This window comes from Streptomyces sp. NPDC006259, assembly GCF_042870975.1.
In the GTDB taxonomy this organism is placed as follows: Bacteria; Actinomycetota; Actinomycetes; order Streptomycetales; family Streptomycetaceae; genus Streptomyces.
On record NZ_JBIAHY010000002.1, the window covers coordinates 20,740 to 44,390 of the forward strand.

General features: G+C 72.4%; 24 protein-coding genes. 15 read left to right on the plus strand and 9 right to left on the minus strand.

Annotation, left to right across the window (positions count from 1 at the left end; all coding sequences use genetic code 11):
- The first annotated feature begins 20 nt into the window (after positions 1-20).
- From ACFYO5_RS06220 to ACFYO5_RS06235, 4 genes are all read left to right on the plus strand, one after another.
- Entirely contained in the window at positions 21-1,313 is a 1,293-nt protein-coding gene (locus tag ACFYO5_RS06220) for an extracellular solute-binding protein (RefSeq protein WP_388707086.1), read from the plus strand.
- Positions 1,314-1,319: 6 nt separating this feature from the next.
- On the plus strand, positions 1,320-2,318 hold the full coding sequence (locus ACFYO5_RS06225) for a carbohydrate ABC transporter permease (RefSeq protein WP_388704811.1): 999 nt from the start codon (positions 1,320-1,322) through the stop codon (positions 2,316-2,318).
- A gap of 62 nt (positions 2,319-2,380) precedes the next feature.
- Positions 2,381-3,145, plus strand: coding sequence for a carbohydrate ABC transporter permease (locus tag ACFYO5_RS06230; RefSeq protein WP_388707088.1), 765 nt, complete (start codon positions 2,381-2,383; stop codon positions 3,143-3,145).
- Positions 3,146-3,201: 56 nt separating this feature from the next.
- A complete protein-coding gene (locus ACFYO5_RS06235) occupies positions 3,202-4,263 on the plus strand; it encodes an endo-1,4-beta-xylanase (RefSeq protein WP_388704814.1) in 1,062 nt (353 codons plus the stop codon).
- A gap of 122 nt (positions 4,264-4,385) precedes the next feature.
- Here the strand turns inward: ACFYO5_RS06235 and ACFYO5_RS06240 are convergent, their stop codons facing one another.
- The 3 genes from ACFYO5_RS06240 to ACFYO5_RS06250 all read right to left on the minus strand — a co-directional run bounded on the left by ACFYO5_RS06240 (position 4,386) and on the right by ACFYO5_RS06250 (position 6,916).
- A complete protein-coding gene (locus tag ACFYO5_RS06240) occupies positions 4,386-5,426 on the minus strand; it encodes a LacI family DNA-binding transcriptional regulator (protein WP_388704817.1) in 1,041 nt (346 codons plus the stop codon).
- Positions 5,427-5,754: 328 nt separating this feature from the next.
- Positions 5,755-5,961, minus strand: coding sequence for a DUF5999 family protein (locus ACFYO5_RS06245; protein ID WP_356562720.1), 207 nt, complete (start codon positions 5,959-5,961; stop codon positions 5,755-5,757).
- Between the two features lie 370 nt (positions 5,962-6,331).
- Positions 6,332-6,916, minus strand: a complete 585-nt coding sequence (locus ACFYO5_RS06250; protein WP_388704820.1) for a hypothetical protein — start codon at positions 6,914-6,916, stop codon at positions 6,332-6,334.
- Positions 6,917-7,495: 579 nt separating this feature from the next.
- On the opposite strand from ACFYO5_RS06250, the gene ACFYO5_RS06255 reads away from it, so the two are divergent.
- Positions 7,496-9,013, plus strand: coding sequence for a glutamate-cysteine ligase family protein (locus tag ACFYO5_RS06255; protein WP_388704823.1), 1,518 nt, complete (start codon positions 7,496-7,498; stop codon positions 9,011-9,013).
- Positions 9,014-9,170: 157 nt separating this feature from the next.
- Positions 9,171-9,950 carry a CPBP family intramembrane glutamic endopeptidase gene (locus ACFYO5_RS06260; protein WP_388704825.1) on the plus strand — a complete coding sequence of 260 codons (780 nt, stop codon included), beginning with the start codon at positions 9,171-9,173 and terminating at the stop codon, positions 9,948-9,950.
- Positions 9,951-9,983: 33 nt separating this feature from the next.
- Here the strand turns inward: ACFYO5_RS06260 and ACFYO5_RS06265 are convergent, their stop codons facing one another.
- Complete coding sequence (locus ACFYO5_RS06265) at positions 9,984-10,793, minus strand: PhzF family phenazine biosynthesis protein (RefSeq protein ID WP_388704827.1); 810 nt, start codon at positions 10,791-10,793, stop codon at positions 9,984-9,986.
- A gap of 76 nt (positions 10,794-10,869) precedes the next feature.
- Between ACFYO5_RS06265 and ACFYO5_RS06270 the strand changes: the two genes are divergently transcribed.
- The 5 genes from ACFYO5_RS06270 (at position 10,870) to ACFYO5_RS06290 (ending at position 15,979) form a co-directional block, all read left to right on the plus strand.
- Positions 10,870-11,946, plus strand: a complete 1,077-nt coding sequence (locus ACFYO5_RS06270) for an NAD-dependent epimerase/dehydratase family protein (protein WP_388704830.1) — start codon at positions 10,870-10,872, stop codon at positions 11,944-11,946.
- A gap of 522 nt (positions 11,947-12,468) precedes the next feature.
- On the plus strand, positions 12,469-13,005 hold the full coding sequence (locus ACFYO5_RS06275) for a DUF2269 family protein (RefSeq protein ID WP_388704833.1): 537 nt from the start codon (positions 12,469-12,471) through the stop codon (positions 13,003-13,005).
- Between the two features lie 806 nt (positions 13,006-13,811).
- Entirely contained in the window at positions 13,812-14,240 is a 429-nt protein-coding gene (locus ACFYO5_RS06280) for a hypothetical protein (RefSeq protein WP_388704836.1), read from the plus strand.
- 66 nt (positions 14,241-14,306) lie between these two features.
- Entirely contained in the window at positions 14,307-15,149 is an 843-nt protein-coding gene (locus ACFYO5_RS06285; RefSeq protein ID WP_388704839.1) for a class II glutamine amidotransferase, read from the plus strand.
- 197 nt (positions 15,150-15,346) lie between these two features.
- On the plus strand, positions 15,347-15,979 hold the full coding sequence (locus ACFYO5_RS06290) for a PadR family transcriptional regulator (RefSeq protein WP_356562736.1): 633 nt from the start codon (positions 15,347-15,349) through the stop codon (positions 15,977-15,979).
- 136 nt (positions 15,980-16,115) lie between these two features.
- Here ACFYO5_RS06290 and ACFYO5_RS06295 read toward each other — a convergent pair whose 3' ends face one another.
- Together ACFYO5_RS06295 and ACFYO5_RS06300 are read right to left on the minus strand one after the other, a co-directional pair.
- Positions 16,116-16,553 carry an SRPBCC family protein gene (locus ACFYO5_RS06295; RefSeq protein WP_388704842.1) on the minus strand — a complete coding sequence of 146 codons (438 nt, stop codon included), beginning with the start codon at positions 16,551-16,553 and terminating at the stop codon, positions 16,116-16,118.
- An 87-nt stretch (positions 16,554-16,640) separates the two neighbouring features.
- Complete coding sequence (locus tag ACFYO5_RS06300) at positions 16,641-16,853, minus strand: hypothetical protein (RefSeq protein ID WP_388704844.1); 213 nt, start codon at positions 16,851-16,853, stop codon at positions 16,641-16,643.
- Between the two features lie 196 nt (positions 16,854-17,049).
- On the opposite strand from ACFYO5_RS06300, the gene ACFYO5_RS06305 reads away from it, so the two are divergent.
- Complete coding sequence (locus tag ACFYO5_RS06305) at positions 17,050-17,664, plus strand: Clp protease N-terminal domain-containing protein (RefSeq protein WP_388704847.1); 615 nt, start codon at positions 17,050-17,052, stop codon at positions 17,662-17,664.
- 55 nt (positions 17,665-17,719) lie between these two features.
- Positions 17,720-18,745, plus strand: a complete 1,026-nt coding sequence (locus ACFYO5_RS06310) for a DMT family transporter (protein WP_388704850.1) — start codon at positions 17,720-17,722, stop codon at positions 18,743-18,745.
- Between the two features lie 186 nt (positions 18,746-18,931).
- On the opposite strand, the gene ACFYO5_RS06315 is transcribed toward ACFYO5_RS06310, so the two are convergent.
- Both ACFYO5_RS06315 and ACFYO5_RS06320 read right to left on the minus strand, forming a co-directional pair.
- Positions 18,932-19,567: an FMN-binding negative transcriptional regulator gene (locus tag ACFYO5_RS06315; protein WP_388704853.1), complete on the minus strand. Its 636-nt coding sequence runs from the start codon at positions 19,565-19,567 to the stop codon at positions 18,932-18,934.
- Positions 19,567-20,268: a pyridoxamine 5'-phosphate oxidase family protein gene (locus ACFYO5_RS06320; RefSeq protein WP_388704856.1), complete on the minus strand. Its 702-nt coding sequence runs from the start codon at positions 20,266-20,268 to the stop codon at positions 19,567-19,569. The genes ACFYO5_RS06315 and ACFYO5_RS06320 overlap by 1 nt, the downstream gene beginning before the upstream one ends.
- Before the next feature lie 35 nt (positions 20,269-20,303).
- On the opposite strand from ACFYO5_RS06320, the gene ACFYO5_RS06325 reads away from it, so the two are divergent.
- Positions 20,304-21,635 (plus strand): aminotransferase class I/II-fold pyridoxal phosphate-dependent enzyme, encoded by a 1,332-nt coding sequence (locus ACFYO5_RS06325; protein WP_388704859.1) that lies wholly within the window; start codon positions 20,304-20,306, stop codon positions 21,633-21,635.
- Between the two features lie 60 nt (positions 21,636-21,695).
- Here ACFYO5_RS06325 and ACFYO5_RS06330 read toward each other — a convergent pair whose 3' ends face one another.
- Positions 21,696-22,664 carry a DMT family transporter gene (locus tag ACFYO5_RS06330; RefSeq protein WP_388707091.1) on the minus strand — a complete coding sequence of 323 codons (969 nt, stop codon included), beginning with the start codon at positions 22,662-22,664 and terminating at the stop codon, positions 21,696-21,698.
- Between the two features lie 81 nt (positions 22,665-22,745).
- Here ACFYO5_RS06330 and ACFYO5_RS06335 point away from each other — a divergent pair, with 81 nt between their 5' ends.
- On the plus strand, positions 22,746-23,648 hold the full coding sequence (locus tag ACFYO5_RS06335; protein ID WP_356562754.1) for a LysR family transcriptional regulator: 903 nt from the start codon (positions 22,746-22,748) through the stop codon (positions 23,646-23,648).
- The last annotated feature ends 3 nt before the right edge of the window (positions 23,649-23,651 follow it).

Sequence of the window (23,651 nt, forward strand, 5' to 3'; positions counted from 1 at the left end):
AGTACCCCAAGGAGCACATGATGGGCGACCCGGGACTCTCCCGACGAGGCTTCCTGGCGGCCTCCGCCGCCGCCGGTGTGGGCATGACGGCACTGAGCGCCTGCGGCGGCGACTCGGACGGAGGGTCGTCGGGGAAGACCACCATCGAGTGGTGGAACATCTCCACCACCCAGCCGACCAAGGACGTCTGGGCCGCCCTCGCCAAGCGGTTCGAGGCCGAGAACCCCAAGGTGAAGGTCAAGATCGTCCAGCTGGAGAACGACGCCTACAAGTCGAAGATGACCGCGCTGACCGCGTCCGGGAAGCTGCCCGACATCTTCCACACCTGGGGCGGCGGCGTCCTGAAACAGCAGGTCGACGCCGGACTCGTCGAGAACCTCACCGACCGCACCGAGGACTGGGCGGACGGCCTGCTGCCGGTCGCCAAGGAGCCGTACCTGCTGGGCGACAAGGCCTACGGCATCCCGTTCGACATCGGCATGATCGGCTTCTGGTACAACAAGGCCCTCTTCAAGCAGGCCGGTGTCAGCGCGCCGCCCACCACCTGGAGCGGATTCCTCGACGCGGTGAAGAAGCTGAAGTCCGCCGGTATCACCCCGCTCGCCCTGGCCGGCAAGGAGAAGTGGCCCGGCATGTACTACTGGGCCTACCTCGCCATGCGCACCGCCGGGGTCGACGCCCTCCGGAAGGCCGACGACGACAAGGACTTCACCGGGGACGACTTCGTCCGGGCGGGACAGCACCTCCAGGACCTGGTGGACCTCCAGCCGTTCCAGAAGGGCTTCCTCGGCGCCGCCTACTCCAGCCCCACCGGACAGGCCGCCACCGTCGGCAACGGCAAGGCCGCGATGGAACTCATGGGCCAGTGGGCCCCGGTGGTGGAGGCCGACGCCGGCAAGGGCCTCGGAGCCAACCTCGGGTTCTTCCCGTTCCCCGAGGTCGAGGGCGGCCGGGGCAAGCTCACCGAGGTGTTCGGCGGAGGCGGCGGACACGCGTTGCGGGCCGGCGCCCCGCAGGCGGCCGTCGACTTCCTGAAGTTCTTCGCCTCCGCCACCACCGACAGCGAACTGGTCAAGAAGACCGGTGTGCTGCCCGTGGTACCCGCCGCCGAGAGCGCCCTGACCGACCCCAACCTCAAGGCGGTCCAGACCCAGTTGAAGGCCGCCACCGGCTTCCAGCTCTACCTCGACCAGGCGTACGCGCCGGCTCTCGGCCAGGAGATCAACGACAGCGTCGCCGCCCTCATAGCCGGGTCCAAGTCACCGGCACAGGTCGCCCAGTCGATCACCAAGGTCGCGAAGGAAGAGCAGTAGCCGGCGATGACCTCGACCTACCTCCCGGACAAGCGCAGCGGCCCGGACATCGGTGCCCCGCCCCCGGCCGCCCAGGCGGCCCGGGGACGGGCCCGGCGGCGCGCACGCCACTGGCTCACCGCCGTCGCCTTCCAGGTGCCCGCGCTGGTGCTGTTCGGCGTGCTCGTGCTGCTGCCGATGCTGTTCGCGCTGTACGCCTCGTTCTTCCGCTGGGGTGGCTTCGGCATGCCCGAGGACTACATCGGCGGCGACAACTTCACCCGCCTCCTCGACGACCCGGTCTTCCTCGGCGACCTGTGGCGCTGCCTGGTCCTGGTCGTCTTCTCGCTCGTGATCCAGCTGCCGTTCGCGCTCGCCCTGGCGGTCGCGCTCAACCAGCGCATCCGCGGGCGGGCCGTCTACCGGATGCTGTTCTTCGCGCCGTACATCCTCTCCGAGGCGATCACCGGCGTGCTGTTCGCCATGATCTTCGCGCCCGACCAGGGCCTCGCCGACCACGTGTTCGGCGCGGTCGGCCTGGACGGTCTGGGCGGGGAGTGGTTCGCCGACCCGTCCACCGTCATGGCCACCGTCTTCCTCGTCATGACGTGGAAGTACTTCGGCTTCCACATGATGCTCTACCTGGCCGGACTCCAGTCCATCCCGGCCGAGTTGACCGAGGCCGCGCTGATCGACGGGGCCGGCGCCTGGCAGCGCTTCCGCCATGTCACCCTGCCGCTGCTCGCACCGACGCTGCGGATCAGTGTGTTCCTGTCCGTCATCGGCTCGGTCCAGCTGTTCGACCTGGTCTGGGTCACCACCGCGGGCGGCCCCGACCACCACTCCGAGACGATGGCCGTGACCATGTTCCAGTACGGCTTCAAGCGCTACCAGGTCGGCTACGCCAGCGCGATCAGCGTGGCCATGTTCGCCATCAGTCTCGTCTTCGCCCTCGCCTACCAGCGGTTCGTGCTCCGCCGCGATCTGGAGGGGGCCACCACGACCCTGAGAGGAAGCGGCTCGTGAACGCCCGCAGGACAGGCCGTACCTTCCCGCTGCACCTCGTCCTCGTCGCCGTCGGCGCGGCGATGGCCGTCCCCCTCGTCTACGCCGTCCTGTCCGGCTTCAAGTCGACCGACGAACTGTCCCGCAACCCCATCGGCCTGCCCGACTCGTGGGTGACCTCCAACTACACCGACATCCTCGGCTCCCACGCCTTCTGGCAACTGGTCGGCAGCAGCACCCTGATCGCGATCGGCACGACCGTCGTGGTGGTCGCGGTGTCGGCGCTCGCCGCGTTCTCCTTCGCCCGGTTCGCCTTCCGCGGCCGCGAGGCGCTGTTCACCCTGTTCACGATGGGGCTGATGTTCCCCTTCGCGGTGGCGGCCCTGCCGCTGTTCCTGCTGCTGCGCCAACTCGGGCTGCTGGACAACCCGCTCGGGGTGATCCTTCCGCAGGCCGCCTTCGGACTGCCGATGACCATCGTCATCCTGCGCGGCTTCTTCCTCCAGATCCCCGCGGAGCTGGAGGAGGCGGCCACCCTCGACGGCTGCGGCCCGCTCGGCTTCTTCTGGCGGATCCTGCTCCCCATGGCCCGCCCCGCCCTCGGCACGGTCTCCGTGCTGGCCGTGGTGGGCAGTTGGAACAACTTCTTCCTGCCGCTCCTGGTGTTCACCGACTCCACCTGGTGGACGATCCCCATCGGCGTGCAGCAGTTCCAGGGCCAGTACTCGGCCGAGTACGCCCGCGTCTTCGCGTATCTCGTCCTCGCCATGGTTCCCGCCCTGGCCTTCTACTCCGTCGCCGAGCGCCAGCTCGTCGGCGGACTCACCGCCGGCGCCACGAAGGGATGACGCGCGCGCCCGCGACGTACGGCCCGACGACACCACCGATCGTGAGGAGTCGCACCATGCCCCGCACCCCCCGTACCCGGCTCGGACTCGCCGGAGTCCTCGTAGCCGTCCTGGTCGGCGCCGGTGTCGCCACCGGCCCGGCCGCACAGGCGCACGACAAGCCCCGGACGCTCGCCGACCTCGCCGAGCGCCACGGCCGCTACTTCGGCAGCGCCACCGACAACCCCGAACTCACCGACACCGCCTATACGAAGATCCTCGGTGACGAGTTCGACATGATCACCCCCGGCAACGGCATGAAGTGGTACGCCACCGAGCCCCGGCAGGGCGTCTTCGACTTCTCCGCCGGCGACGAGATCGTCGACCTCGCCCGCTCCCACCACCAGAGGATCCGCGCCCACACCCTCGTCTGGCACAGTCAGCTGCCCGGCTGGCTCACCGAACGGGAGTGGACGGCGCCCGAGCTGCGGGCCGTCCTGAAGAACCACATCCAGACCGAGGTGCGGCACTACCGCGGCAAGGTCTACTCGTGGGACGTCGTCAACGAGGCGTTCAACGAGGACGGGACCTACCGGGAGAGCATCTTCTACAAGACGCTCGGCCCCGGCTACATCGCCGACGCCCTGCGCTGGGCCCACCAGGCCGACCCCAAGGCCAAGCTCTACCTCAACGACTACAACGTCGAGGCGGTCGGACCCAAGAGCGACGCCTACTACGCCCTCGCCAAGGAGCTGAAGGCGCAACGGGTCCCGCTGCACGGCTTCGGGCTCCAGGCCCACCTCGCCCTCCAGTACGGCTATCCGACGAGCCTGGAGGACAACCTCCGCCGCTTCGGCAGGCTCGGCCTCGACACCGCGCTCACCGAGGTCGACGTACGGATGCAACTGCCCGCGACCGAGGAGAAGCTGGCCCGGCAGGCCGACTGGTACCGGGACATGACGAAGGCGTGCCTGGCGGTCCGGCGGTGTGCCGGAATCACCGTCTGGGACTACACGGACAAGTACTCGTGGATCCCCGCGTTCTTCCCGGGCGAGGGGGCGGCCCTGCCGTGGGACGAGCAGTTCGCGCCGAAGCCGGCGTACCACGCGATCCGTGAGGCGCTGAAGGAGCGGCACTGACGTTCGGGCGCCGGAGCAGGGCGTCGACGCGGGCGCCACCCGGTCGGCGGCGTCAGGGGGCGGGGGCCGGGCGGTGCCGGCGGCGTCAGGGGAGCGGGGCCGGTGGCGCGGTGCCGGCGGCGTCAGGGGAGCGGGGCCGGTGGTGCGGTGCTGGCGCGCATCACCAGCTCCGTGCCCAGTTCGACCCGTGGGGAGTCCGGCAGTTCGCCCCGCGCCAGGCGCAGGACCGTGCGGACGGCGAGCTGTCCCATGTCGGCGAGGGGCTGACGTACGGTCGTCAACGGCGGTGCCGACCACCGGACTTCGGGCAGGTCGTCGAAGCCGACCACGCTCATGTCCTCCGGCACCCGCAGGCCGCGCCGGCGCAGTGCCTCGATCGCGCCGAGCGCCATCTGGTCGCTGGCCGCGAACAGCGCGGTGGGCGGCTCCGGCAGGGCGAGGAGGGCGTTGCAGCCGGTGAAGCCGGACTCGGGATGGAAGTCGCCGGGGACGACCAGGGACTCGTCGAAGGCGACGCCGGCCGCCTCCAGCGCCGCCCGGTAGCCGTCGAAGCGGGCCCGTGAGCAGAGCAGCCGCGGCGGGCCCGCGATCAGACCGATCCTGCGATGGCCGAGGGACAGCAGGTGCTGGGTGGCGGCCAGGCCCCCCGACCAGTTGGCGGCGCCGATCGTCGGGGTGTCGAAGGCGGGCGAGCCCATCGGGTCGACGACCACCAGGGGCACGCCCAGGATGCGCAACTGCTCGTGCAGCGGCGGTTCCAGGGCCGAGGTGACGAGGATGACGCCGTCGGAGGCGCGGGCCCGCAGATTGCGCATCCACTCCCGCGCGTCGCCCGAGCGGCCGTGGATGGCGGAGACCACCGTGCCGGCACCGGCCGCGTGCGCGGCCTCCTCCACCCCACGGATGATCTCCACCGCCCAGGGCGAGTCCAGGTTGTTGAAGACCAGGTCCAGCAGGGCGGCGCGGGACGGCAGGGCGGCGGGGCGCTTGCGGTAGCCGTGCAGACGCAGCAGGTCCTCGACGCGGGCGCGGGTCGCGGGGGAGACGTCGGAGCGGCCGTTGACCACTCGCGACACGGTCGGTACCGAGACTCCGGCCCGGCGGGCGATCTCGGTGATGGTGACCTTGCTCCGGGGCGCGGGTGCCGTCTCGTCCGCCGCCACTGTGCCCACCTCCGCCTGCCCGACCCGTACTCCGAAACCTTGAGGAGTCTTCCGGAGATCACGTACCTGTGGGAAGAGACGCAGGCGGGAAACCGTGGCATCACGGTGCGTGAGCGCCCCCGGACGCGTGTCGGGGCCGGCGCGCAGCGGCGGCTGCGATCCGGCCCCTCGGGTCGGTGGACGGCGTGCTTCGGCGGTGCCGTCCGGGTGGTGCCGAGGCGGTGCTGCTCAGGTGCGCCGATCAGGCGCGTTGGTCGCTCGGACGGTCTGGCTCAGCCGCTGTGGTTGAGCCGGTGTTGCTCAGCCGGTCTCGTTCAGCCGGTCTCGTTCAGGCGGCCGTGACGATGCGGCCGCCGGCCAGCGGGCGGTGCGGTGCGATGATCCGGCCGTCCGGCAGGATCTCGCCGGTGTCCTCGAAGAGCAGGACGCCGTTGCACAGCAGGCTCCAGCCCTGTTCCGGGTGGTGCGCCACGAGGCGGGCGGATTCCCGGTCGGCGGAGTCGGCTGTCGGGCACGGTGGCTGGTGCTGGCACATGGAGGAGATCTCTCGCTCTGACGTGGTGTGCGGAAGGTGTGTCGTGTCTGTCTCGCGGCGTGAAACGTCGTTCATGGCCGCCCCCCGTTGTGATAAGTCGGTCGGAACCCAGTGTTGCCCCACGGGCGTCGTTCCGCAGGGATTTCGCGGCACCGCTCCTCACAGGTTCATGACGCGTCACCCGCGCGGGCGGTTCATTCGAACTGCACGGTCACTTCGGGTGGTTCCGGCTGGCCGAATGGGACTACGGCGCATGGCCCGGTCCGCACGGAGCGCCTGCGGCCGTGCGGCACCGCACCGTACCCCGCCACCGGGGCCGCGGTGGCGGGGTACGGAGGCCGCGGGCGTATCGATCCCGCGGGCCTACGGGTCAGGCCGGTGAGCCGAGCAGCGGCGGCCGGGTCACGCGGAGGCTGAGCACCGGCAGCAGCTCGGCCACCCGGTGCGGGCGGTGCGCGGCGATGCCCGGCGGTGCGGGGGCCAGCGGCACCAGCAGGTCGGTCGCCGTCGGATGGCCGGTGGTGCCGTCCGAGGCCCAGTCCCCGTGCAGCCACAGGGTGAGCATGTACAGGCTCGGCAGGGAGAGCAGACGTGCCTGGTACGGCTGCGTCGTCGACTCGGCCTGGCGCAGAGCCAGTTCGGTGGAGGCGAGGTACGGGCCTTCGAAGAAGTGCGCGAAGGCCCAGCCGTCCGGGGTCAGCCGGGTCTCGGCCGCTGCCAGCGTCCGGTCGCCGGAGCGGATCAGGAAACGCCAGCCGGCCAGCCTGGTGGCGGACATGCCCTCCGGAGTGATCCGGTCCAGGACGTGCACGGGCAGCGGCAGTTCGGGGGTGACGGGTCCCTGGGCGGTACGCAGGGAGGAGGTCCTCGCCTCCCGGACCGCGGTGGGGGAACCGAGTGCCGTGAGGACGGAGCGCAGGGCGGGCGCGGGAGCCGGGGGGACATGCAGCGGCATGGTGGGTCGCCTCTCATTCGACAGGCACGGTGGCACGAGGGCGTGGGCGGGGCGGACGGCGCTGTCAGCTCTCAGGGTGAGGTCGGAGAGGCGGGGGGCCGGATCTGGGGAACGGAGGGTGTGCCTGCGGCCTGCGTCCGTCTCGTGGACGACGACAGGCTCCTTCGACCGCGGGCGCCCACCTTCTCTGCCTTGTTCGCGAGTTTATACGACACGTGTTCAGACTGTGTTTCGTCTACTCGCTTCCGGGATACCCGTCAAGATTCCATCCGGACGGCGATACGTGTGAATCATCCCGATTCAGAGCGAAGGGCGGCTCGATGACCTCGAAATATGCAGGCGCAGCGGTCGGCCTATTCTCGTCGGCGTTTTTCACGAGATGCCGAGTTGGTGAATGGGCCGAATGCCTCATGCCCCCTGAATGTGCCTCCGGTCACCTCCGGGCGGCTTCGGTCAGAGTATCGGGTGCCGTGCCGGGTAGGTGACGTTATCGATCGACGGGTCTGGGCATCATCCCCCCTGACCCCGGCACAACCGGCGGCCGGATCCTCGGACCGCCCACGCGAGGAGGGACGCCCCATGGGGGAGAAGGTCGTGGCAGGCGAGTTCGACCTGTCCGATCGTCAGCGCTACCGCGACAAGCTGCGGCGGTGCCTGACGGTGCTGGAGCGGCTGCTGGCCCAGCAGGGCTTCGACCGCCCCAAGAATCTCATGGGGTTGGAGATCGAGCTGAATCTCGCGGGCGCCGACGGTGCGCCGAAAATGCTGAACGGGGAAGTGCTGGAGCGGATCGCCAGCCGGGACTTCCAAACAGAACTCGCCATGTTCAACCTTGAAGTGAACATAGCTCCACACCGGTTGGGCGGGCGGGTATTCGACCGGCTCGCGGAGGAACTCCGCACATCGCTGGCATATGCCCACCGAAAGGCGGGCGAGGTCGACGCCGGAATCGTGATGATCGGTATTCTGCCGACTCTCGACCGTGACGACCTGGTCTCCTCCAACCTTTCCGACGTCGACCGCTACGCCCTCCTCAACGACCAGATCGTGGCCGCCCGCGGCGAGGAGTTCACGCTCGACATCGACGGCGTGGAGCAGCTCTCCTGTACCTCGAAGTCGATCGTGCCCGAGGCCGCCTGCACCTCCGTGCAGCTGCACCTCCAGGTGACGCCGGGACGCTTCGCCGACGTGTGGAACGCCGCCCAGGCCGTGGCCGCCGCCCAGATCGCCATCGGCGCCAACTCGCCATTCCTCTTCGGCCGCGAACTGTGGCGGGAGTCCCGGCCCCCGCTGTTCCAGCAGGCCACCGACACCCGGCCGCCGGAGCTCCAGGCGCAGGGCGTGCGCCCGCGGACCTGGTTCGGCGAGCGGTGGATCAGCTCGGCGTACGAGCTGTTCGAGGAGAACCTGCGCTACTTCCCCGCGCTGCTGCCCATCTGCGACGACGAGGATCCGATGGAGGTCCTGGCGGCCGGCGGCACCCCCAAGCTCGCCGAGCTGGTCCTGCACAACGGCACCGTCTACCGCTGGAACCGCCCCGTCTACGACATCGCCGACGGCGTCCCGCACCTGCGCGTCGAGAACCGCGTCCTGCCCGCCGGCCCCACCGTCACCGACATCGTCGCCAACGCGGCCTTCTACTACGGTGTGGTCCGCGCCCTGGCCGAGGAGTCACGGCCGGTGTGGACCCGGATGCCCTTCGAGACCGCCGCCGCCAACTTCGACGCCGCCTGCCGGTACGGCATCGACGCCCGCCTGCGCTGGCCCCGGCGCGGCCGGCTGGGCGGCGTGGCGGAGGTCGACGCGGTCAGCCTCGTACGCGACGAGCTGCTGCCGCTGGCCGAGGCAGGGCTCGACGCCTGGGGAGTGGAACCGGCCGACCGCGACCTGTACCTGGGGATCATCGACGAGCGGTGCCGGCGGCGGACCAACGGGGCGAGCTGGCAGGTGGAGACCTTCCATCGCGCGATGGAGGCCGGCCTGTCGCGGGACGCGGCGCTGGCGGCGACGACCCGGCGGTACGCGGAGCTGAGTCATCAGGGGGAGCCCGCGCACACCTGGCCCGTGGGACTGCCGGAGCCCGTCCCCACCAGCTGACGTCGCGGGGGCACGGTGCCGCGGTGCCCGCGCCCCCGACGGGTGCCCCGGGCGCCGGATCCCGGGAAGCGGGGTCGCCGCCGACCGCGTCGTACGGATCGGGCAAGCTGTGACGTCCGATGGTGGTGCGGCAGGTGTGAAGGTGGAGGCCCGGTAGGTGGCTGGTTCTTTTCCGCAGGAGCGGTTCTCCCCACGGATCCTCCGGGACGAGACGCTGCTCGTCCTGGCGGTATCGCTCGGCGCGAGCGGCGTGTCCGCCCTGATCAGCTTTGTCGGATCGGTCACGAAACCGGGTGGCCTCAAGGACCAGGCGGCGACCCTCAACGCGTCGGCCGCGCCCGGCCGTCCCTGGCTCGATCTCGCCTGGCAGCTGTTCGGGATCGCCAGCGCCCTGGTCCCCGTCGCGCTCGTCGCGCACCTCCTGCTGCGCGAGGGACGGAGCCTGCGCACCCTCGGCTTCGACCGCACCCGCCCCTGGCCGGACCTGGGCCGCGGTGCCGCGATCGCCGCCGTCATCGGCGGCTCCGGCATCGCCTTCTACCTCGCCGCCCGCGGCCTCGGGTTCAACCTCACGGTGGTCCCCGAGGCGCTGCCCGACGTGTGGTGGAAGTACCCCGTGCTGATCCTTTCGGCGCTCCAGAACGCGATCCTCGAAGAGGTCATCGTCGTCGGCTACCTGCTGCGCCGCCTCGGCCAGCTGGGATGGACGCCGGTCGGCGCGCTGGTGGCCAGCTCCGTGCTGCGCGGCTCCTACCACCTCTACCAGGGCATCGGCGGGTTCATCGGCAACATGGTCATGGGGGTGGTCTTCGTCCTCCTGTACCGACGCTGGGGCCGGGTGGGTCCCCTGGTCGTCGCGCACTCCCTGCTCGACATCGGGGCCTTCGTCGGCTACGCGCTGCTGGCGGGCAAGGTCGACTGGCTGCCCACGGCGTGACGGGAGGCCGTACGGCCACCGGCCCGGTACCGGCTAGGCGAGCAGGTCACCGTCGATGACGGTGACCGCGCGGCCCGTGAGCAGGGTGCGCGCGCCGCGCAGCTCGGTCCGCACGTGACCGGAGCGTGGTGAGGCCTGGAGGCCGGTCAGCTCGGCGCGGCCGAGGCGCTCCGACCAGAACGGGGCCAGGGCCGTGTGCGCGCTGCCGGTCACCGCGTCCTCGTCGATGCCGACGTTCGGGAAGAAGCAGCGGGAGACGAAGTCGTGGCCCAGGTCCGGGCGTTCGGCGCGGGCGGTGGCGATGACGCCGCGCGCGGAGTGGGCACCCAGTGCCCTGTGATCGGGGCGCAGGGCGCGGACGGTCTCCTCGTCGGCGAGTTCGATCAGCAGGTCGCCGACGTCGGGGCCGGTGTCGAAGGCCGTCAGCGGTTCGGCGCCCAGGGCCTCCGCGACACCGTCCGGGACCTCCACGCGCGTGAGCGGGGCGGTCGGGAAGTCCAGGGTGATCGAACCGTCCTCGGCGGGCGTCGCGACGAGCACGCCGCTGCGGGTCGCGAATCGCACCGGCCCCGCGTGGGCGCCCGTGCTGTGCAGGACGTGAGCGGTGGCGAGTGTGGCGTGACCGCACATCGCCACCTCGGTGACCGGCGTGAACCAGCGCAGCGCCCAGTCCGCCTCGCCGCCGGGCGGCAGCGGGTGCGCGAACGCCGTCTCGGCGTGGTTGACCTCCAGGGCCACGTCCTGAAGGCGGTCGTCGGCCGGGAAGGCGTCGAGGAGGAGGACCCCTGCCGGGTTCCCCGCGAACGGGCGGTCGGTGAAGGCGTCGACGATTCGAATCCGCATGAGGTGACGGTAGGCGAGGGGAGCGGAGGCGGACCAAGGCCAATCGGCGAGTCCTGGACCGGTCGGGGAACCGGCCGTGCCCGCCCGGACGTTGATCGCGGTGAGGACGACCGGCCTCGACGGGCGTGACGACTGGCGGAAGGACATCTCCCTGAACTCCACCACGGCGAGAAGCGACGAGGGCACGCTCGTGCTGACGGGTGCGACCGGCTTCATCGGGTCCCACGCGCTCGGCGCGTTGCTGGACCGGGGAGCACGTGTGCGCGCTCTGGTCCGCAGGCTTCCCGAGGGGGAGGCGGGGGCCAGGCCCGCGAAGTCCGGGTCCGTCGAGTGGGTGCGCGGCGATCTGACCGACCCGGACGCGGTGCGCGGTCTGTGCGAGGGCGCCCGCACGGTCGTCCACCTGGCCTCGTACATCGGTCCGGACGAGCGGCTGGGCGAGGCGGTCAACGTCGACGCCACCCGTGCGCTGATGGCGGAGGCCCGGCGGGCCGGCGTCCGCCGCAAGGTGCACCTGTCCACGGCCGCGGTGTACGGCGCCGGCCCGCACCGGGGCATCCCCGTGGACGAGATACCCGCCGAGCCGGTCTCCGCCGTGAGCCGGACCCGGCTGGCGGGGGAGGCGTACGCCAGGGAGGCCGGTGCGGTCGTCCTGCGGCCGGGGCTGGTGCTCGGGGCCGGGGACCGCTGGGTCGTGCCCGGCCTGCGGGAACTGGTCGAGCGGGTGCCGGCCGAGTGGGACGGCGGCCGTGCCCTGCTGTCGGTGGTCGACGTCGGCGATCTGGCCCGCCTGATCGCGGCCGCCGCCACCGGGCCCCAGCCGGTGCCGCCCGGCGTCTACCACGTGGGCCACCCCGAGCCCGTGCGCATCGGTGACCTGCTGGCGGTGCTGGCCGAGCACGGCATACTGCCGCCCCGCCCGGACGTCGACTGGCCGTGGGCCGCCTGCCTGGAGCGCCTGCGGTCCACCCCCGGCCGGGCGTCGGAACGCCAGTTCGCCCTGCTCGGCCGCGACCACTGGTACCTCGCGGACGAGATCTGGGAACTGACGGCCGAGCCACCGGGCCCCGGCCCGCTGAGCCGTCTCACGGCCGCGGCCGCGTGGTACCGGGAGCGGGTGGGGCAGGGCACGCGGGGCCGCGCGGGGGCCTGACAGGCGGCGCATGCCATGACGCCGGTACGGCGACCGCGCCCTCGGCCGCGACGGGTGGCCGGGCCGCTCCGCCGGTGCCGGGTGGGCGGCCGTGACGAAGGTGAGGAGTCCTGCCCGGGGGTCGATGCCGGGGTGCCTCGGCCCGACCCGAGGGCGTGGGATTCGGCGGGGGGCGAGAGGAGTGGGGTTGCTTGGGCCTGGTCGGCGGGTGTTGGACCGGGTCGGCGGGTGTCGTGGGAGCCGGTGCGGGGTTGCCTGTGGACCGGTGCCGGGTCGCGCCTGGGGCGGGTCGTGGAGGGATGGGCCGTGGGGCCGCCGGGGGTGAGACGCGGGCCGGGGCCGGGCGGCAGGCGTCATGCGGACGGGCCGGGGCCGGGCGGCGGGCGTCATGCGGGGGGCCGGGGCCGGGCGGTGGGCGTCATGCGGGCGGGCCGCACCCCTCGCCCGTACGCCCATGCACGTACGTCGGGTTACTCCCGCCGTGGGACGCGGCGGGCGGCGCCGACCGGCAGCGTGGTCGCTGTGAAGCTGAACCGCCCGGTGCGCCGGGCCTCCCTCGTCGTCCATGTCGCCTCGTCCGCGAGTTGGCTCGGGCTCACGCTCGGGCTGCTCGCGCTCGGGATCGCCGCGACCACCACCGCGTCCGCCGCGACCGTCGAGGCCTCCGTGCGGGCCATGAAGATCTTCGCGGACTGGCTCCTGCTGCCCGTCGCCGCCCTCAGCCTGATCAGCGGGCTGGTGCTGTCGCTGGGCACCCCGTGGGGACTCGCGCGGCACCGGTGGGTGTACACCAAGTTCTGGCTGACCCTGGCCACGACCACCGCCACCGTTCTCGCGCTGCGCCCCGGCGTGAACGCGGCGGTCAAGGCCGTGGCCGCCGGCGAGGCGCTGCCCGACGCGGGTGACGTCCTGTTCGGGCCGGTCGTCTCCCTGTCCGCCTACCTCTTCATGACCGTCGTGTCGATCCTCAAGCCCTGGGGACTCACCCGCCGCGGTCGCAGGCTCCGCGACGCGGCACGCAGGCCGACGGACGCGGGACGCGCCCCGCAGACGGCCTGATCCACGGTGCGTTCGGTGTGCGCCGGCGGGCCAGGGTGCGGGGGTCCCGGAGGTCCGGGGGCCCGGGATTGGCGGCTTGGGGGCCGAGGGGTCCGGCGGCCAGGGGGCTGGGGGGTCCGCGGCTTGGGGGCCGAGGGGTCCGGTGGTCGGGCGGCGAGGCGGCCCGGTGGTCGGGCGGCGAGGCGGCCCGGTGGTCCGGTGGTCCCGTGGCCGGGCGGCGCGGTGGCCTGGAGGTTCGCGGCTTGGGACCCGAGCGGCCCGGCAGCGCGGTGGTCGGGCGGCCCGGTGGTCCGGCGGCCTGGTGGCGCGACGGCCCGGTGGTCCGGGGGTTCGGCGGCCTGGAGGCCCGGTGGTCCGGTGACGCGGTGGTTCGGCGGCCGGGTGGCCTGGGGTTCGCGGCTTGGGGCCGAGCGGCCCGGCGGCCCGGCGGCCCGATGGTCCAGTGGTCCGGCGGCCCGTGGCCCGCTCGGCCTGGGGCTCCGCGGCTTGGGGCCGAGCGGCCCGGGCGTCCGCCGCAGGGCCGGTAAGGGCGCCTCGCCGTCAGGGTGTGCCGGGCACGGACGCCTTCCACCGCGCGGAGTCACCGGGACGCTGGGATGCTGGAGAGGGCGTTGCCCAAGGCTTGACGAGAAGTGGCGGTGAGCGCCATGACCGGGCCGGAGAAAGACGATCCGGACCATCGCGCGTCGCGTCGTGCGTGACGGAACCGTCCCGGCCCCGACCGGTCCGCACCGGTCCCCGGTCCAGTGGCCTCCGCGTCAGCCTTCGGCCGCCGGTCACCCACGACACCGAATCGAGGCGACGGCATGACCACGACTCACACTTCGCACACCCCCACCGGAACCACCAAGCAGCACTGGGCCGAGGGCCTGACGGTCTTCGCTGCCGTGATCCTCATGCTCGCCGGGATCCTGGACATCTTCCGCGGCATCATGGGCATCGCCGAGGACGACGTCTTCGTCACGACGCGCAGCTACGTGTTCCGGTTCGACCTCACCGGCTGGGGCTGGATCCATCTGGCGCTCGGCGCGGTGGCCGTGATCGTCAGCCTGGGACTCTTCCGCGGCTCGATGTGGGCACGGGTCTCCGGGGTGGCCATCGCGGCACTCATCGTCATCGCCAACTTCCTGTCCCTGCCGTACTACCCGGTGTGGTCCGTCGTGATGATCGCCTTCTCGGCGTTCGTCATCTGGGGCCTGTGCGTGTCGCGGTCGGACGCCGCCCCCCTGCGGTAGCGACCTCCCGCGCGGAAAGGGCGTCAGTCCCCCCACGCGTCCGAACGGCCAGGAAGGTGGCGCGCGATGTGCCGATGGCTCGCCTACTCGGGCACGCCCGTCCTGCTCGAAACGATCCTCTACAAGCCGGCGCACTCACTCATCGACCAGAGCCTGCACTCCCGGATGGGCGTCGAGACGACCAACGGCGACGGTTTCGGGGTCGGTTGGTACGAGCCGGACCTGCGAACACCGGCGATCGTGCGGGAGATCGGCCCGGCCTGGAGCAACCGCAATCTGCGGGAGATCGCCGGCCATGTCCGATCACCCCTCTTCTTCGCCCACATCCGTGCCTCGACGGGGTCGGCGGTGCAGCAGACGAACTGTCATCCGTTCCGCCACGACCGCTGGATGTGGATGCACAACGGGGCCGTCGCCGAGTTCCACCGCGTACGGCGGGAGCTCGCGCTCGCCGTAGACCCGGGGCTCTTCCTCGACATGGAGGGTTCCACGGACTCGGAGATGATGTTCTATCTGGCCCTCACCTTCGGCCTGGAGCAGGACCCCCTGGGCGCCGTCGCGCGCATGGCGGGTTTCGTGGAGCGCATCGGTCATGAGCATGGCGTGGAGTTCCCGCTGCAGATGACGTTGGCCGTGACGGACGGGGATCGGCTGTGGGCCTTTCGCTACTCCAGCCAGAAGGGTTCGCGCTCGCTGTTCTACAGCACCCGGGTGGAGACCCTGCGCGCCCTCCACCCCGACGTGGGGTTCCTGCGAGAGGTCGCCGACGGCACCCGCCTGATCGTGTCCGAGCCCCTCGGTGACCTCCCCGGCGCCTGGAACGCGGTCCCCGAGAGCACCTGCGGCGTGGTGCAGGCCGATGGCGACGAGATGTTCCCCTTCGCTCCGCTGGAGCCGGCCCTGGCGTGATCGGCACCGATGTGCCGTCTCAACCGCGCGCCCCTCCCGCAGCGACAGCCCGCGCCCCCTCCCACAGCGGCGGCCTCGGGCGCCAGATGCCGGTTCCGCACGGCCCCGGACGCACCGGCGCCTTGTCATACGTACGCTTCCGATATATCGTTGACGCATCGCGATCGATCAACGAGTCAATGAATGGAGTGATGGCGATGCGTACCCACGGATACGAGCGTGGACATGGACAGGACGGCTTCTCCCGGCGCGGTCGGGGTGGTTTCGAGGGACGTCGAGCGGCCTTCGGCCCCTTCGGCCCCGGCGGACCGGGTGGGCCGGGCGGAGGCTTCGGTCCGGGCTTCGGGCCGGGGCCCTGGGGCGGTCGAGGGCGCGGCGGGCCCAGGGGGAGGGCTCGGCGCGGTGACGTACGGGCCTCGATCCTGGCGCTGCTCAAGGACCGGGCCATGCACGGTTACGAGATGATCCAGGAGATCGCCGAGCGCAGCGGCGGTGCGTGGAAGCCGAGCCCCGGCTCCGTGTACCCGACCCTCCAACTCCTGGAGGACGAGGGTCTGATCAGCAGTGCCTCGGAGGGCGGCAAGAAGCTGTTCTCGCTCACCGACGCCGGTCGTACGGCCGCGGAGGAGGGGCCCGAGGCCCCTTGGGAGGAAGCCTCCCGTGGGGCCGACTGGGAAGCCCTCGGCGAGATCCGGCAGGCCGGCTTCGGTCTGATGGAGGCCTTCGGGCAGGTCTGGAGGACCGGCAGCAAGGAACAGCGCGAGAAGGCGCTCACGGTCATCAACGACGCCCGCAAGAAGCTGTATCTGATCCTCGCCGACGAGGGCTGACGGCGATTGTGTGGCACGGCGACCGTGCGGCATGGCGACCGTGCGGCACGGCAGGTGAAGGGGGCCCCGCGGCACACGCTGCGGGGCCCCCTTCACCTGCCGTACGCGGATCTGTCGTGGGCGGTTCGAGGGGGTGTCAGCCCGTGGTCGAGGTCAGCCCGTCCAGCTTGCGCAGCGACTCGTCGAGCGCGGCCGTCGCCGAGTCCTTCAGCCTGCCCGCCATCAGCGACACGGCGGCGCCCGTGAACTCGCCGTCGATCCGTACGGCCGTGGCGTCGCCGTCGGGTGTCAGCGTGTAGCGCGTCACGAGGGTCACCGCCATGGGGCCCTTGCCGCGGATGGCCAGCACGCGGGCCGGTTCCAGTTCCTCCACGGTCCACTCGACCTCGGCGGGGAAGCCCATCAGCTTCATGTTCTCCTGGAAGGTCCCGCCCACCTCCAGCGTCGTCGGGCCGCCCTGCGGGAAGTTGGTGTGGGTCGTGTTCCACTCCCCGTACGCGGACCAGTCCGTGAGCCGTGCCCAGACCATGTCGGCCGGTGCCTGGATGCGTGCCTCCGCGCTGACTTCGGCCATGCGACCACCTCTTCGTGTCCGGCGACTCGGGCTGCGGTGTCGCGGAAGGTAGCGGCAGTGGCGCCAACTTTCAATACTGACGAACCGTCAGCGATGCAGCGGGCTGCCGTCCCGGCTCACCCGCCGAATCTCCGCCGCGTCGAACCGGTCACACGCGCGCGGGTACGGTCCCTCGTCGTGGCAGTGCCACGCCTCCCAGAACAGATCGGCGGGCAGCGCGTCCTCCGGGGCGTACACCCGGTACACGTACCGTCTGCCGTCGACCGCGGCCAGGCCCACCAGCCAGCACCCGCTCTCCATGCCCGGGGGACGTGGCAGCGGGCGCCCGCGGTTGCGCCAGGAGCGCGGGGCGGTGCGGCGCGCGCCCCTGATGCGGAAAGGGCCTGATCTCCTCCGTGAGGAGGAGACGCCACCCCGGCTGTCCGCTCCGCGTGGGACCCGAAGATGGTTCCCTCCGTGGATGACCCGGCCGGACGGGACTGATGGGGTGGGAGGCGTGCCACCCCGTATCCCCCGACAGCCGGTGCGCGACGACGCGTTCGGGGCCATCGAAGCCGACGCCGGGCTCAGTGCCGAGCTGGCGGCGGCGGTCGAGGGCGCTCGCCGACGCGCCGTCCGGGACGGGGACCGGCAGATCGACACCGCCCACCTGCTGCACTCCCTCCTCGAGAACGACCTCGAGGCGCGCGCCGTCCTCGGCAGCGGTCCCCAGCTCGCCCGCCTCTTCGGCTATCTCGTGCAGCGCAGCATCGGTTACGGCCTGCGCTGGCAGGGCGGCGTGGAGGACTCCGGCACCCTGCCCGCCGCCCTGGCCGTCGAGGGCTTCTCGCCGCTCGCCTCCACCGCGCTGCGGCACGCGTGCGCACGGGCCGCCGGCCGTCGCGGACCTCCCGCCCCGGACACCGGCCGGCCCACCTACGGCGACACCGCCCGCGGGGTCGACCTGCTCGCCGCACTCCTCGCCGACCCGCAGGCCCGTGCCGTGGAGGTGCTGGGCCGGGCCGGCGTCGACCCCCTGGAGGTGTGCGCCCGGATCGAGGACGGCCTCGCCGAGTACGCCGGGGACGATTACGCCGACGACGAGTACGTCGGGGAAGGCGACGCGCCCTGACCGGTGGCCCTGCTCCGTCCAACGGCTGAGACAGGTGTCAACAGGAGTGACGGTCATGTCGTGGCCTGTCATCATGGAGCGGGTGCAGACGTCTGTGAGCAGTCAGGTCAGTCGCGGAAAGGGCCTCGGGCTCTCTCTGGCGGTCGGGTCGGCCATCGCCTTCGGCGGATCCGGAGTGGCGGCGAAGCCGCTCATCGAGGCGGGACTCGACCCGCTGCACGTGGTGTGGCTGCGGGTGACGGGCGCGGCCCTCGTGATGCTGCCCCTGGCCGTGCGCCACCGGACGCTGGTGCGCCGCCGCCCCGCGCTGCTCGCCGGGTTCGGACTGCTCGGCGTGGCCGGCGTCCAGGCGTTCTACTTCGCCTCCCTCTCCCGCATCCCCGTCGGCGTCGCCCTGCTCGTCGAGTACCTGGCGCCGGCCCTCGTGCTGGGCTGGGTGCGGTTCGTGCAGCGCAGGCCGGTCACGCGGGCCGCCGCGCTCGGCGTGGTCCTCGCGGTGGGCGGGCTCGCCTGTGTCGTCGAGGTCTGGTCGGGCCTCGGCTTCGACGCGCTCGGCCTTGCCCTCGCGCTGGCCGCCGCCTGCTGCCAGGTCGGCTACTTCGTCCTCTCCGACCAGGGCAGCGACTCCGGCGCCGACGCTCCCGACCCGCTCGGCGTGATCGCCTACGGCCTCCTCGTCGGCGCCGTCGTCCTGACCGCCGTCGCCCGCCCCTGGGGCATGGACTGGTCGGTGCTCGCGGATTCCGCGGCCATGAACGGCACCGACGTTCCGGCCTGGCTGCTGCTCGGCTGGATCGTGCTGCTCGCCACGGTCGTCGCGTACGTCACCGGCGTGGTCTCCGTGCGCCGGCTCTCCCCGCAGGTGGCGGGGGTCGTGGCCTGCCTGGAGGCGGTCATCGCCACCGTCCTGGCCTGGGTCCTGCTCGGTGAGCACCTGTCGGCGCCGCAGATCGTCGGGGGCGCGATCGTACTGCTGGGCGCGTTCATCGCCCAGTCGTCCACCCCCGCCAAGGGCTCGGCGGACCCGGTGGCCGCCGGCGGCCCCGAGCGCGAGCTGTCCGCCCGCGGGACGGCGGCCTGACACGGTCCGCGTGCGCACGGGCGGCCGGTGTTCCGGCGGGAACACGGGCGGCCCGGCGTTCGGCGGAAGGGACCCGGTATCGGCGTCCGAGGTCCGGATCGGCGTCCGAGGTCCGGTTCCGGCGTCCGAGGACTGGGTCCCGGTGAGTCGGCACCCGGCGGAGGCCCGCCGGGCGTCGTCGTACGGTCACACCGTGGGCCCGCGTCGCAGCAGATGCGCGCGTGCCGCCGCGTCCCCCGGACCGCCGCGTGCCGCGAGGCCCGCCGCGATGCGCCGCCGGGTCTCGGCGGGCCGGTGGTTGGCGTACTTGAACTTGGCCCGTACGCCCGTCACCTCGAGCCGGATCCCGCGGATCCCGGAGAGCAGGCGGCCGTACGGCACCTCGCCCGCCGCGACCTGTGCGGAACCGCCCTCGGGCTGGAAGTGGTCCATCTGCCGGTTCAGCAGGTCGGCCTTGGCGTCCGGGTCGTCGACCGGGTGAGCCGTGCAGCGCAGCTGGACCGCCGCGTAGAAGCTCGTCGGAGTGCCGTGCTCGGCCGGCCCCTCCGGCGGTGCCTGCCAGGGGCCGGGCACGTACACGTAGTCGTCGACCACGCTCAGCACCACCTGCGGGTCGGCCTCCAGCGCCGCCCACAGCGGGTTCGGCCGGGCGAGGTGGGTGAAGGCCTCGCCGCGGTCGGCGTCGTAGGCGAAGTGCAGGGGCTGCACCCAGGGAGGTTCGCCCGGCAGGCCGTTGACGGCGAGCTGGCCGAAGTCGCGCGCGGCCAGCCATTCCTGCCACTCGGCGTCCTCGCGGGGCGCGTCCCAGGGGTGGATGAGCATCACAGGGTCCCGAGGTAGGCGGGGAGTTCCGTGCCGGGGAGCAGGTCGGCCTCGGGGAGCGGGGTGCCGTAGCCCTTGCGGAGGGGGACGACGCCGGCCCAGTGCGGGAGGACGAGGTCCTCGGGCTCCTCGTTCACGCCGCCGGTGCGGGTCTTGGCCGAGACCTCGTCGAGGTCGATGCGGATGACCGCGGTGGCGGCCAGTTCCTTCTTGTTGGCGGGCCGGGAGTCGGCGGCACGGCCCGGCACGACGTGGTCGACCAGGGCGTCCAGCGCGGCGAGCTTCTCCTCGCGGTCGGTCACGTCGTACGCGAGGCCGTGCACCACCACGGAGCGGTAGTTGATCGAGTGGTGGAAGGCCGAGCGGGCCAGTACCAGTCCGTCGACATGCGTGACCGTCAGACACACCGGCAGCCCCGGGTCGGCCTGCCCGGTCATCCGCAGCGGGCGCGAGCCCGTCGAACCGTGCACGTACAGCGTCTCGCCGACCCGGCCGTACAGCGTCGGCAGGACCACCGGCGCGCCGTCGCGGACGAAGCCCAGGTGGCAGACGTACCCCTCGTCGAGTATCGCGTGCACCAGGTCCTTGTCGTACGAGGCCTTCTCCGCCGACCGGGTGGGGACCGTGCGGTCGGTCGGGGTGTAGGCGGCGGGTGAGGTCGTCGTCCGTGCGGTCCCCTGCGGCTGCGTGGTCCCCTGCATGGCGTTCTCCATTGTACTAGTGCATAATCGAGTTTGTGCTAGGAGAGTATCCGATCAAAGGTCGGCGCGCAGCCGACATTTCCGCGAGCGTCGAGCAGGCGGTGGGCTCCGGTGAGCTGGAGCCCGGCCAGTCCCTGCCCCCGATGCGGGAGTTGGCCGAGCGACTCGGGGTGAACCCGAACACCGTGGCGGCCGCCTACCGCACCCTGCGCGAACGCGGGGTGATCGAGACCGACGGCCGACGGGGCAGCAGGGTGCGGTCGAAGCCGGCCACGACCGGGAGGGAACTGATCCGGGTGCGGGTCCCGGAGGGGGTGCGGGACGCGTCGGCGGGCAATCCGGACACCGCGCTGCTGCCGCCGCTCGGACCGGCCTTCGCCTGGGCCGCCGAGCGGGGCGACCGGGAGCCGGTCCTCTACGGACACGAGCCGGTCGAGCCGGAACTGGTCCGACCGGCCCGCGCCGAACTGGACGCCGACGGCGTCCCGGCCGGACCTGTGGCCGTCACCTCCGGCTCCCTGGACGCCATCGAGCGGGTGCTCGCCGCGCACGTCAAGCCCGGCGACACGGTGGCCGTCGAGGACCCCGGCTGGGGCTCGCTCCTCGACCTCGTCCCGGCCCTCGGTCTGCGCACGGTCCCGGTCGGCGTCGACGACGACGGGCCGCTCCCGGAGGACGTGGCGCGGGCGCTGGAAGCCGGAGCACGCGCCCTGATCGTGACCGACCGGGCGCAGAACCCGACAGGCGCCGCGGTGGGCGCCGCACGCGCGCGTGCCCTGCGGGCGGTGCTGCGCCGCCACCCCGGGATCCTGCTCATCGAGGACGATCACGGTCACCGCATCGTCGACCTGCCCCTGCATCCCCTGGCGGGAGTCACCCGGCACTGGGCCTTCGTCCGCTCGGTCGCCAAGGCCTACGGCCCCGACCTGCGGCTCGCCGTGCTCACCGGCGACGAGACCACCCTCGACCGCGTCCGTGGACGCCAGAGCCTCGGCCCCGGCTGGGTCAGCCGGATCACCCAGCGGGCCGTCGCGCGGCTGTGGGCCGACGGCGCGGTGGACACCGCGGTGGTCGCCGGGGCGTACCGGACGCGCCGGGACACGCTGATCGCGGCGCTGGCGGAGCGGGGGGTCGCGGCGCGGGGCCGCAGTGGCTTGAACGTGTGGATCCCCGTGCCCGACGAGACCGGGGCGGTGGCGCGACTGCTGCACGCCGGATGGGCGGTCGCCCCCGGCGCGCGCTTCCGGCTCACTGCTCCGCCCGGCATCCGGATCACGGTGTCGACGCTGGGGGAGGGCGAGGTGGAGGCGCTGGCGGACGCGGTGGCTTCCGCGGTGCGGGTGGGGACCGGGCGGGGGTTCGTGTAGGCGCGGCGCGGGGGTACGGGCGAGGTGCGGTGCGGTGCCGCGTCCTCCGTTCCTCCGGCCCTACGCCTTGCCGCGTGCCTGGGTCAGTGCCGCTCCTGCCAGGACGATCAGTGCTCCCACCGGAGTCGACCAGGTCAGGGACTCGTCGAGCAGGGCCACGCCGGCGGCGGTGGCGATGACCGGGATGAAGTAGGTGACCATCTGGGCCGTCGTCGGACCGACCTCGGTGACCAGGCCGTACTGGATGAGCAGGGCGAGGCCGGTGCCGAGGGCGCCCAGGGCGGCGATCGCCGACAGCGGGAGCAGCGGGAAGCGGGCCGGGAACGTCGTGAACAGCGGGGTCACCACGGCGAGCTGGAGAGTGGCCAGGAACAGTTGCGCGCCGGTCATCGACAGGGCGGAGCTTCCGGTTCCGGCCAGCGTGCGGCGGACGTAGATCCAGCCGATCGGGTAGCTCAACGAGGCCAGCAGCGCCAGCGCCGTGCCGCGGGCGTCGAGTCCGCTGAAGCCCTGCCAGGCTCCCAGGACCGTCAGCACACCGAGGAAGCCGAGGCCCAGGCCCGCCACCCGCACCCTGGTGGGCCGGTCCTCCGAGAGGGCCACCAGGGACAGGGCCATGCCCCACAGGGGCGAGGTCGCGTTGCAGATGCCCGCCAGGGTGGACGGGATCGTCAGCTCCGCGTAGGCGAACAGCGAGAACGGTAGCGCGTTCAGCAGCAGCGCGGCGACGGTCAGGTGCGCCCAGGTGCGTGCCCCGCGCGGCAGCCGGTCCCGCTTCACCGCCATGGCGACCGCCAGCACCGCCGTGCCGAACGCCAGCCGGCCGAGTGTGACCTGGAACGGCGCGTAGCTCTGTGTGCCCACCTTGATGAGCAGGAAGCTGAAACCCCAGATCAGCGAAAGGATCCCGAACCGCAGACGCCAGTCGAGAGCGCGGCGGGGGGCGGCCGGCGGCCGGGTGGCCGGGACCGTGCGGGGAGAACCGGTGGCGGTGGTGGGGTCGGGGGCGGTGGAGGCGGCGGTGGTCATGGTCATGGTCATCACCGTCCCTGACAACCACCTCGTAGCACAAGCGAGAATTCGAGAGCGATATCTCGTAGCATCACTTAGATGTTGAACTTGGAGCGCCTGCGCACACTCCACGCCCTCGCCCGGCACGGCTCGGTCAGCGGTGCGGCGGTCGGGCTGCACATCACCACCTCCGCCGTCTCGCAGCAGATGGCCAAGCTGGAGCGGGAGGTCGGCCAGCAGCTCCTCGCCAAGAACGGGCGGGGCGTGCGGCTCACGGACGCGGGCCGGCTGCTCGCCGATCACGCGGCCCGGATCCTGTCGCAGGTCGAGCTGGCCCAGTCCGACCTGGAGGCCCAGCGCGGGCAGGTGGTGGGGGAGCTGAGGCTGTCGGCGTTCCCGACCGCCGCGCGCGGGCTGTTCCCCACCGCGCTCGCCGATCTGCGCAAGGAGCACCCCGGCCTTCGCGTGCGCTCCTGCGAGCTGGAGCCCGAGCGCGGCATCGCCGGGGTGATCCGCGGCGACCTGGACCTCGCCGTCGTCCTGGACTGGTACAACAAGCCGATGCCGGTGCCGGACGGTCTGGTGAAGGCGCCGATCCTGGACGATCCCGCCGACGTGGCGATGCCGGCCGGGCATCCGCTCGCGGGGCGGGACGAGGTGGACCTCGGCGAGTTCGCAGGGGACGAGTGGATCACCTGGGGCGACGGCGAGTTCTGTCACGAGTGGCTGATGTTCACGCTCCGCTCACGGGGCGTCGAGCCGATCGTCGGCCACCGCGCCGCCGAGACGCACACCCAGCTGAATCTGGTGGCCGCCGGGTTGGGGGTGTGCATCGCCCCGGTGCTCGGGCGCCACCCGGTGCCGGAGGGGGTCGTCATGGTCCCGCTCCGGCAGCGGCTGCGTCGGCACGTCTACGCCGTGTGGCGCGCGGACGCCGACCGCCGCCCGTCGATCAGGGCGGCGGTGAAGGCGCTGAAGTCCGCGACGCAGAAGGCCACTTGACGC

Coding starts and splice junctions, on each gene's coding strand:
- ACFYO5_RS06290 (WP_356562736.1), top strand. CDS start 15,347: ATGCGTACCCACGGATACGAGCGTGGACATGGACAGGACGGCTTCTCC.
- ACFYO5_RS06235 (WP_388704814.1), top strand. CDS start 3,202: ATGCCCCGCACCCCCCGTACCCGGCTCGGACTCGCCGGAGTCCTCGTA.
- ACFYO5_RS06320 (WP_388704856.1), bottom strand. CDS start 20,268: ATGCAGGGGACCACGCAGCCGCAGGGGACCGCACGGACGACGACCTCA.
- ACFYO5_RS06220 (WP_388707086.1), top strand. CDS start 21: ATGGGCGACCCGGGACTCTCCCGACGAGGCTTCCTGGCGGCCTCCGCC.
- ACFYO5_RS06300 (WP_388704844.1), bottom strand. CDS start 16,853: ATGGAGAGCGGGTGCTGGCTGGTGGGCCTGGCCGCGGTCGACGGCAGA.
- ACFYO5_RS06250 (WP_388704820.1), bottom strand. CDS start 6,916: ATGCCGCTGCATGTCCCCCCGGCTCCCGCGCCCGCCCTGCGCTCCGTC.
- ACFYO5_RS06285 (WP_388704839.1), top strand. CDS start 14,307: ATGTGCCGATGGCTCGCCTACTCGGGCACGCCCGTCCTGCTCGAAACG.
- ACFYO5_RS06255 (WP_388704823.1), top strand. CDS start 7,496: ATGGGGGAGAAGGTCGTGGCAGGCGAGTTCGACCTGTCCGATCGTCAG.
- ACFYO5_RS06225 (WP_388704811.1), top strand. CDS start 1,320: ATGACCTCGACCTACCTCCCGGACAAGCGCAGCGGCCCGGACATCGGT.
- ACFYO5_RS06315 (WP_388704853.1), bottom strand. CDS start 19,567: ATGCTCATCCACCCCTGGGACGCGCCCCGCGAGGACGCCGAGTGGCAG.
- ACFYO5_RS06335 (WP_356562754.1), top strand. CDS start 22,746: ATGTTGAACTTGGAGCGCCTGCGCACACTCCACGCCCTCGCCCGGCAC.
- ACFYO5_RS06330 (WP_388707091.1), bottom strand. CDS start 22,664: ATGACCACCGCCGCCTCCACCGCCCCCGACCCCACCACCGCCACCGGT.
- ACFYO5_RS06230 (WP_388707088.1), top strand. CDS start 2,381: ATGGCCGTCCCCCTCGTCTACGCCGTCCTGTCCGGCTTCAAGTCGACC.
- ACFYO5_RS06265 (WP_388704827.1), bottom strand. CDS start 10,793: ATGCGGATTCGAATCGTCGACGCCTTCACCGACCGCCCGTTCGCGGGG.
- ACFYO5_RS06310 (WP_388704850.1), top strand. CDS start 17,720: ATGTCGTGGCCTGTCATCATGGAGCGGGTGCAGACGTCTGTGAGCAGT.
- ACFYO5_RS06280 (WP_388704836.1), top strand. CDS start 13,812: ATGACCACGACTCACACTTCGCACACCCCCACCGGAACCACCAAGCAG.
- ACFYO5_RS06295 (WP_388704842.1), bottom strand. CDS start 16,553: ATGGCCGAAGTCAGCGCGGAGGCACGCATCCAGGCACCGGCCGACATG.
- ACFYO5_RS06245 (WP_356562720.1), bottom strand. CDS start 5,961: ATGTGCCAGCACCAGCCACCGTGCCCGACAGCCGACTCCGCCGACCGG.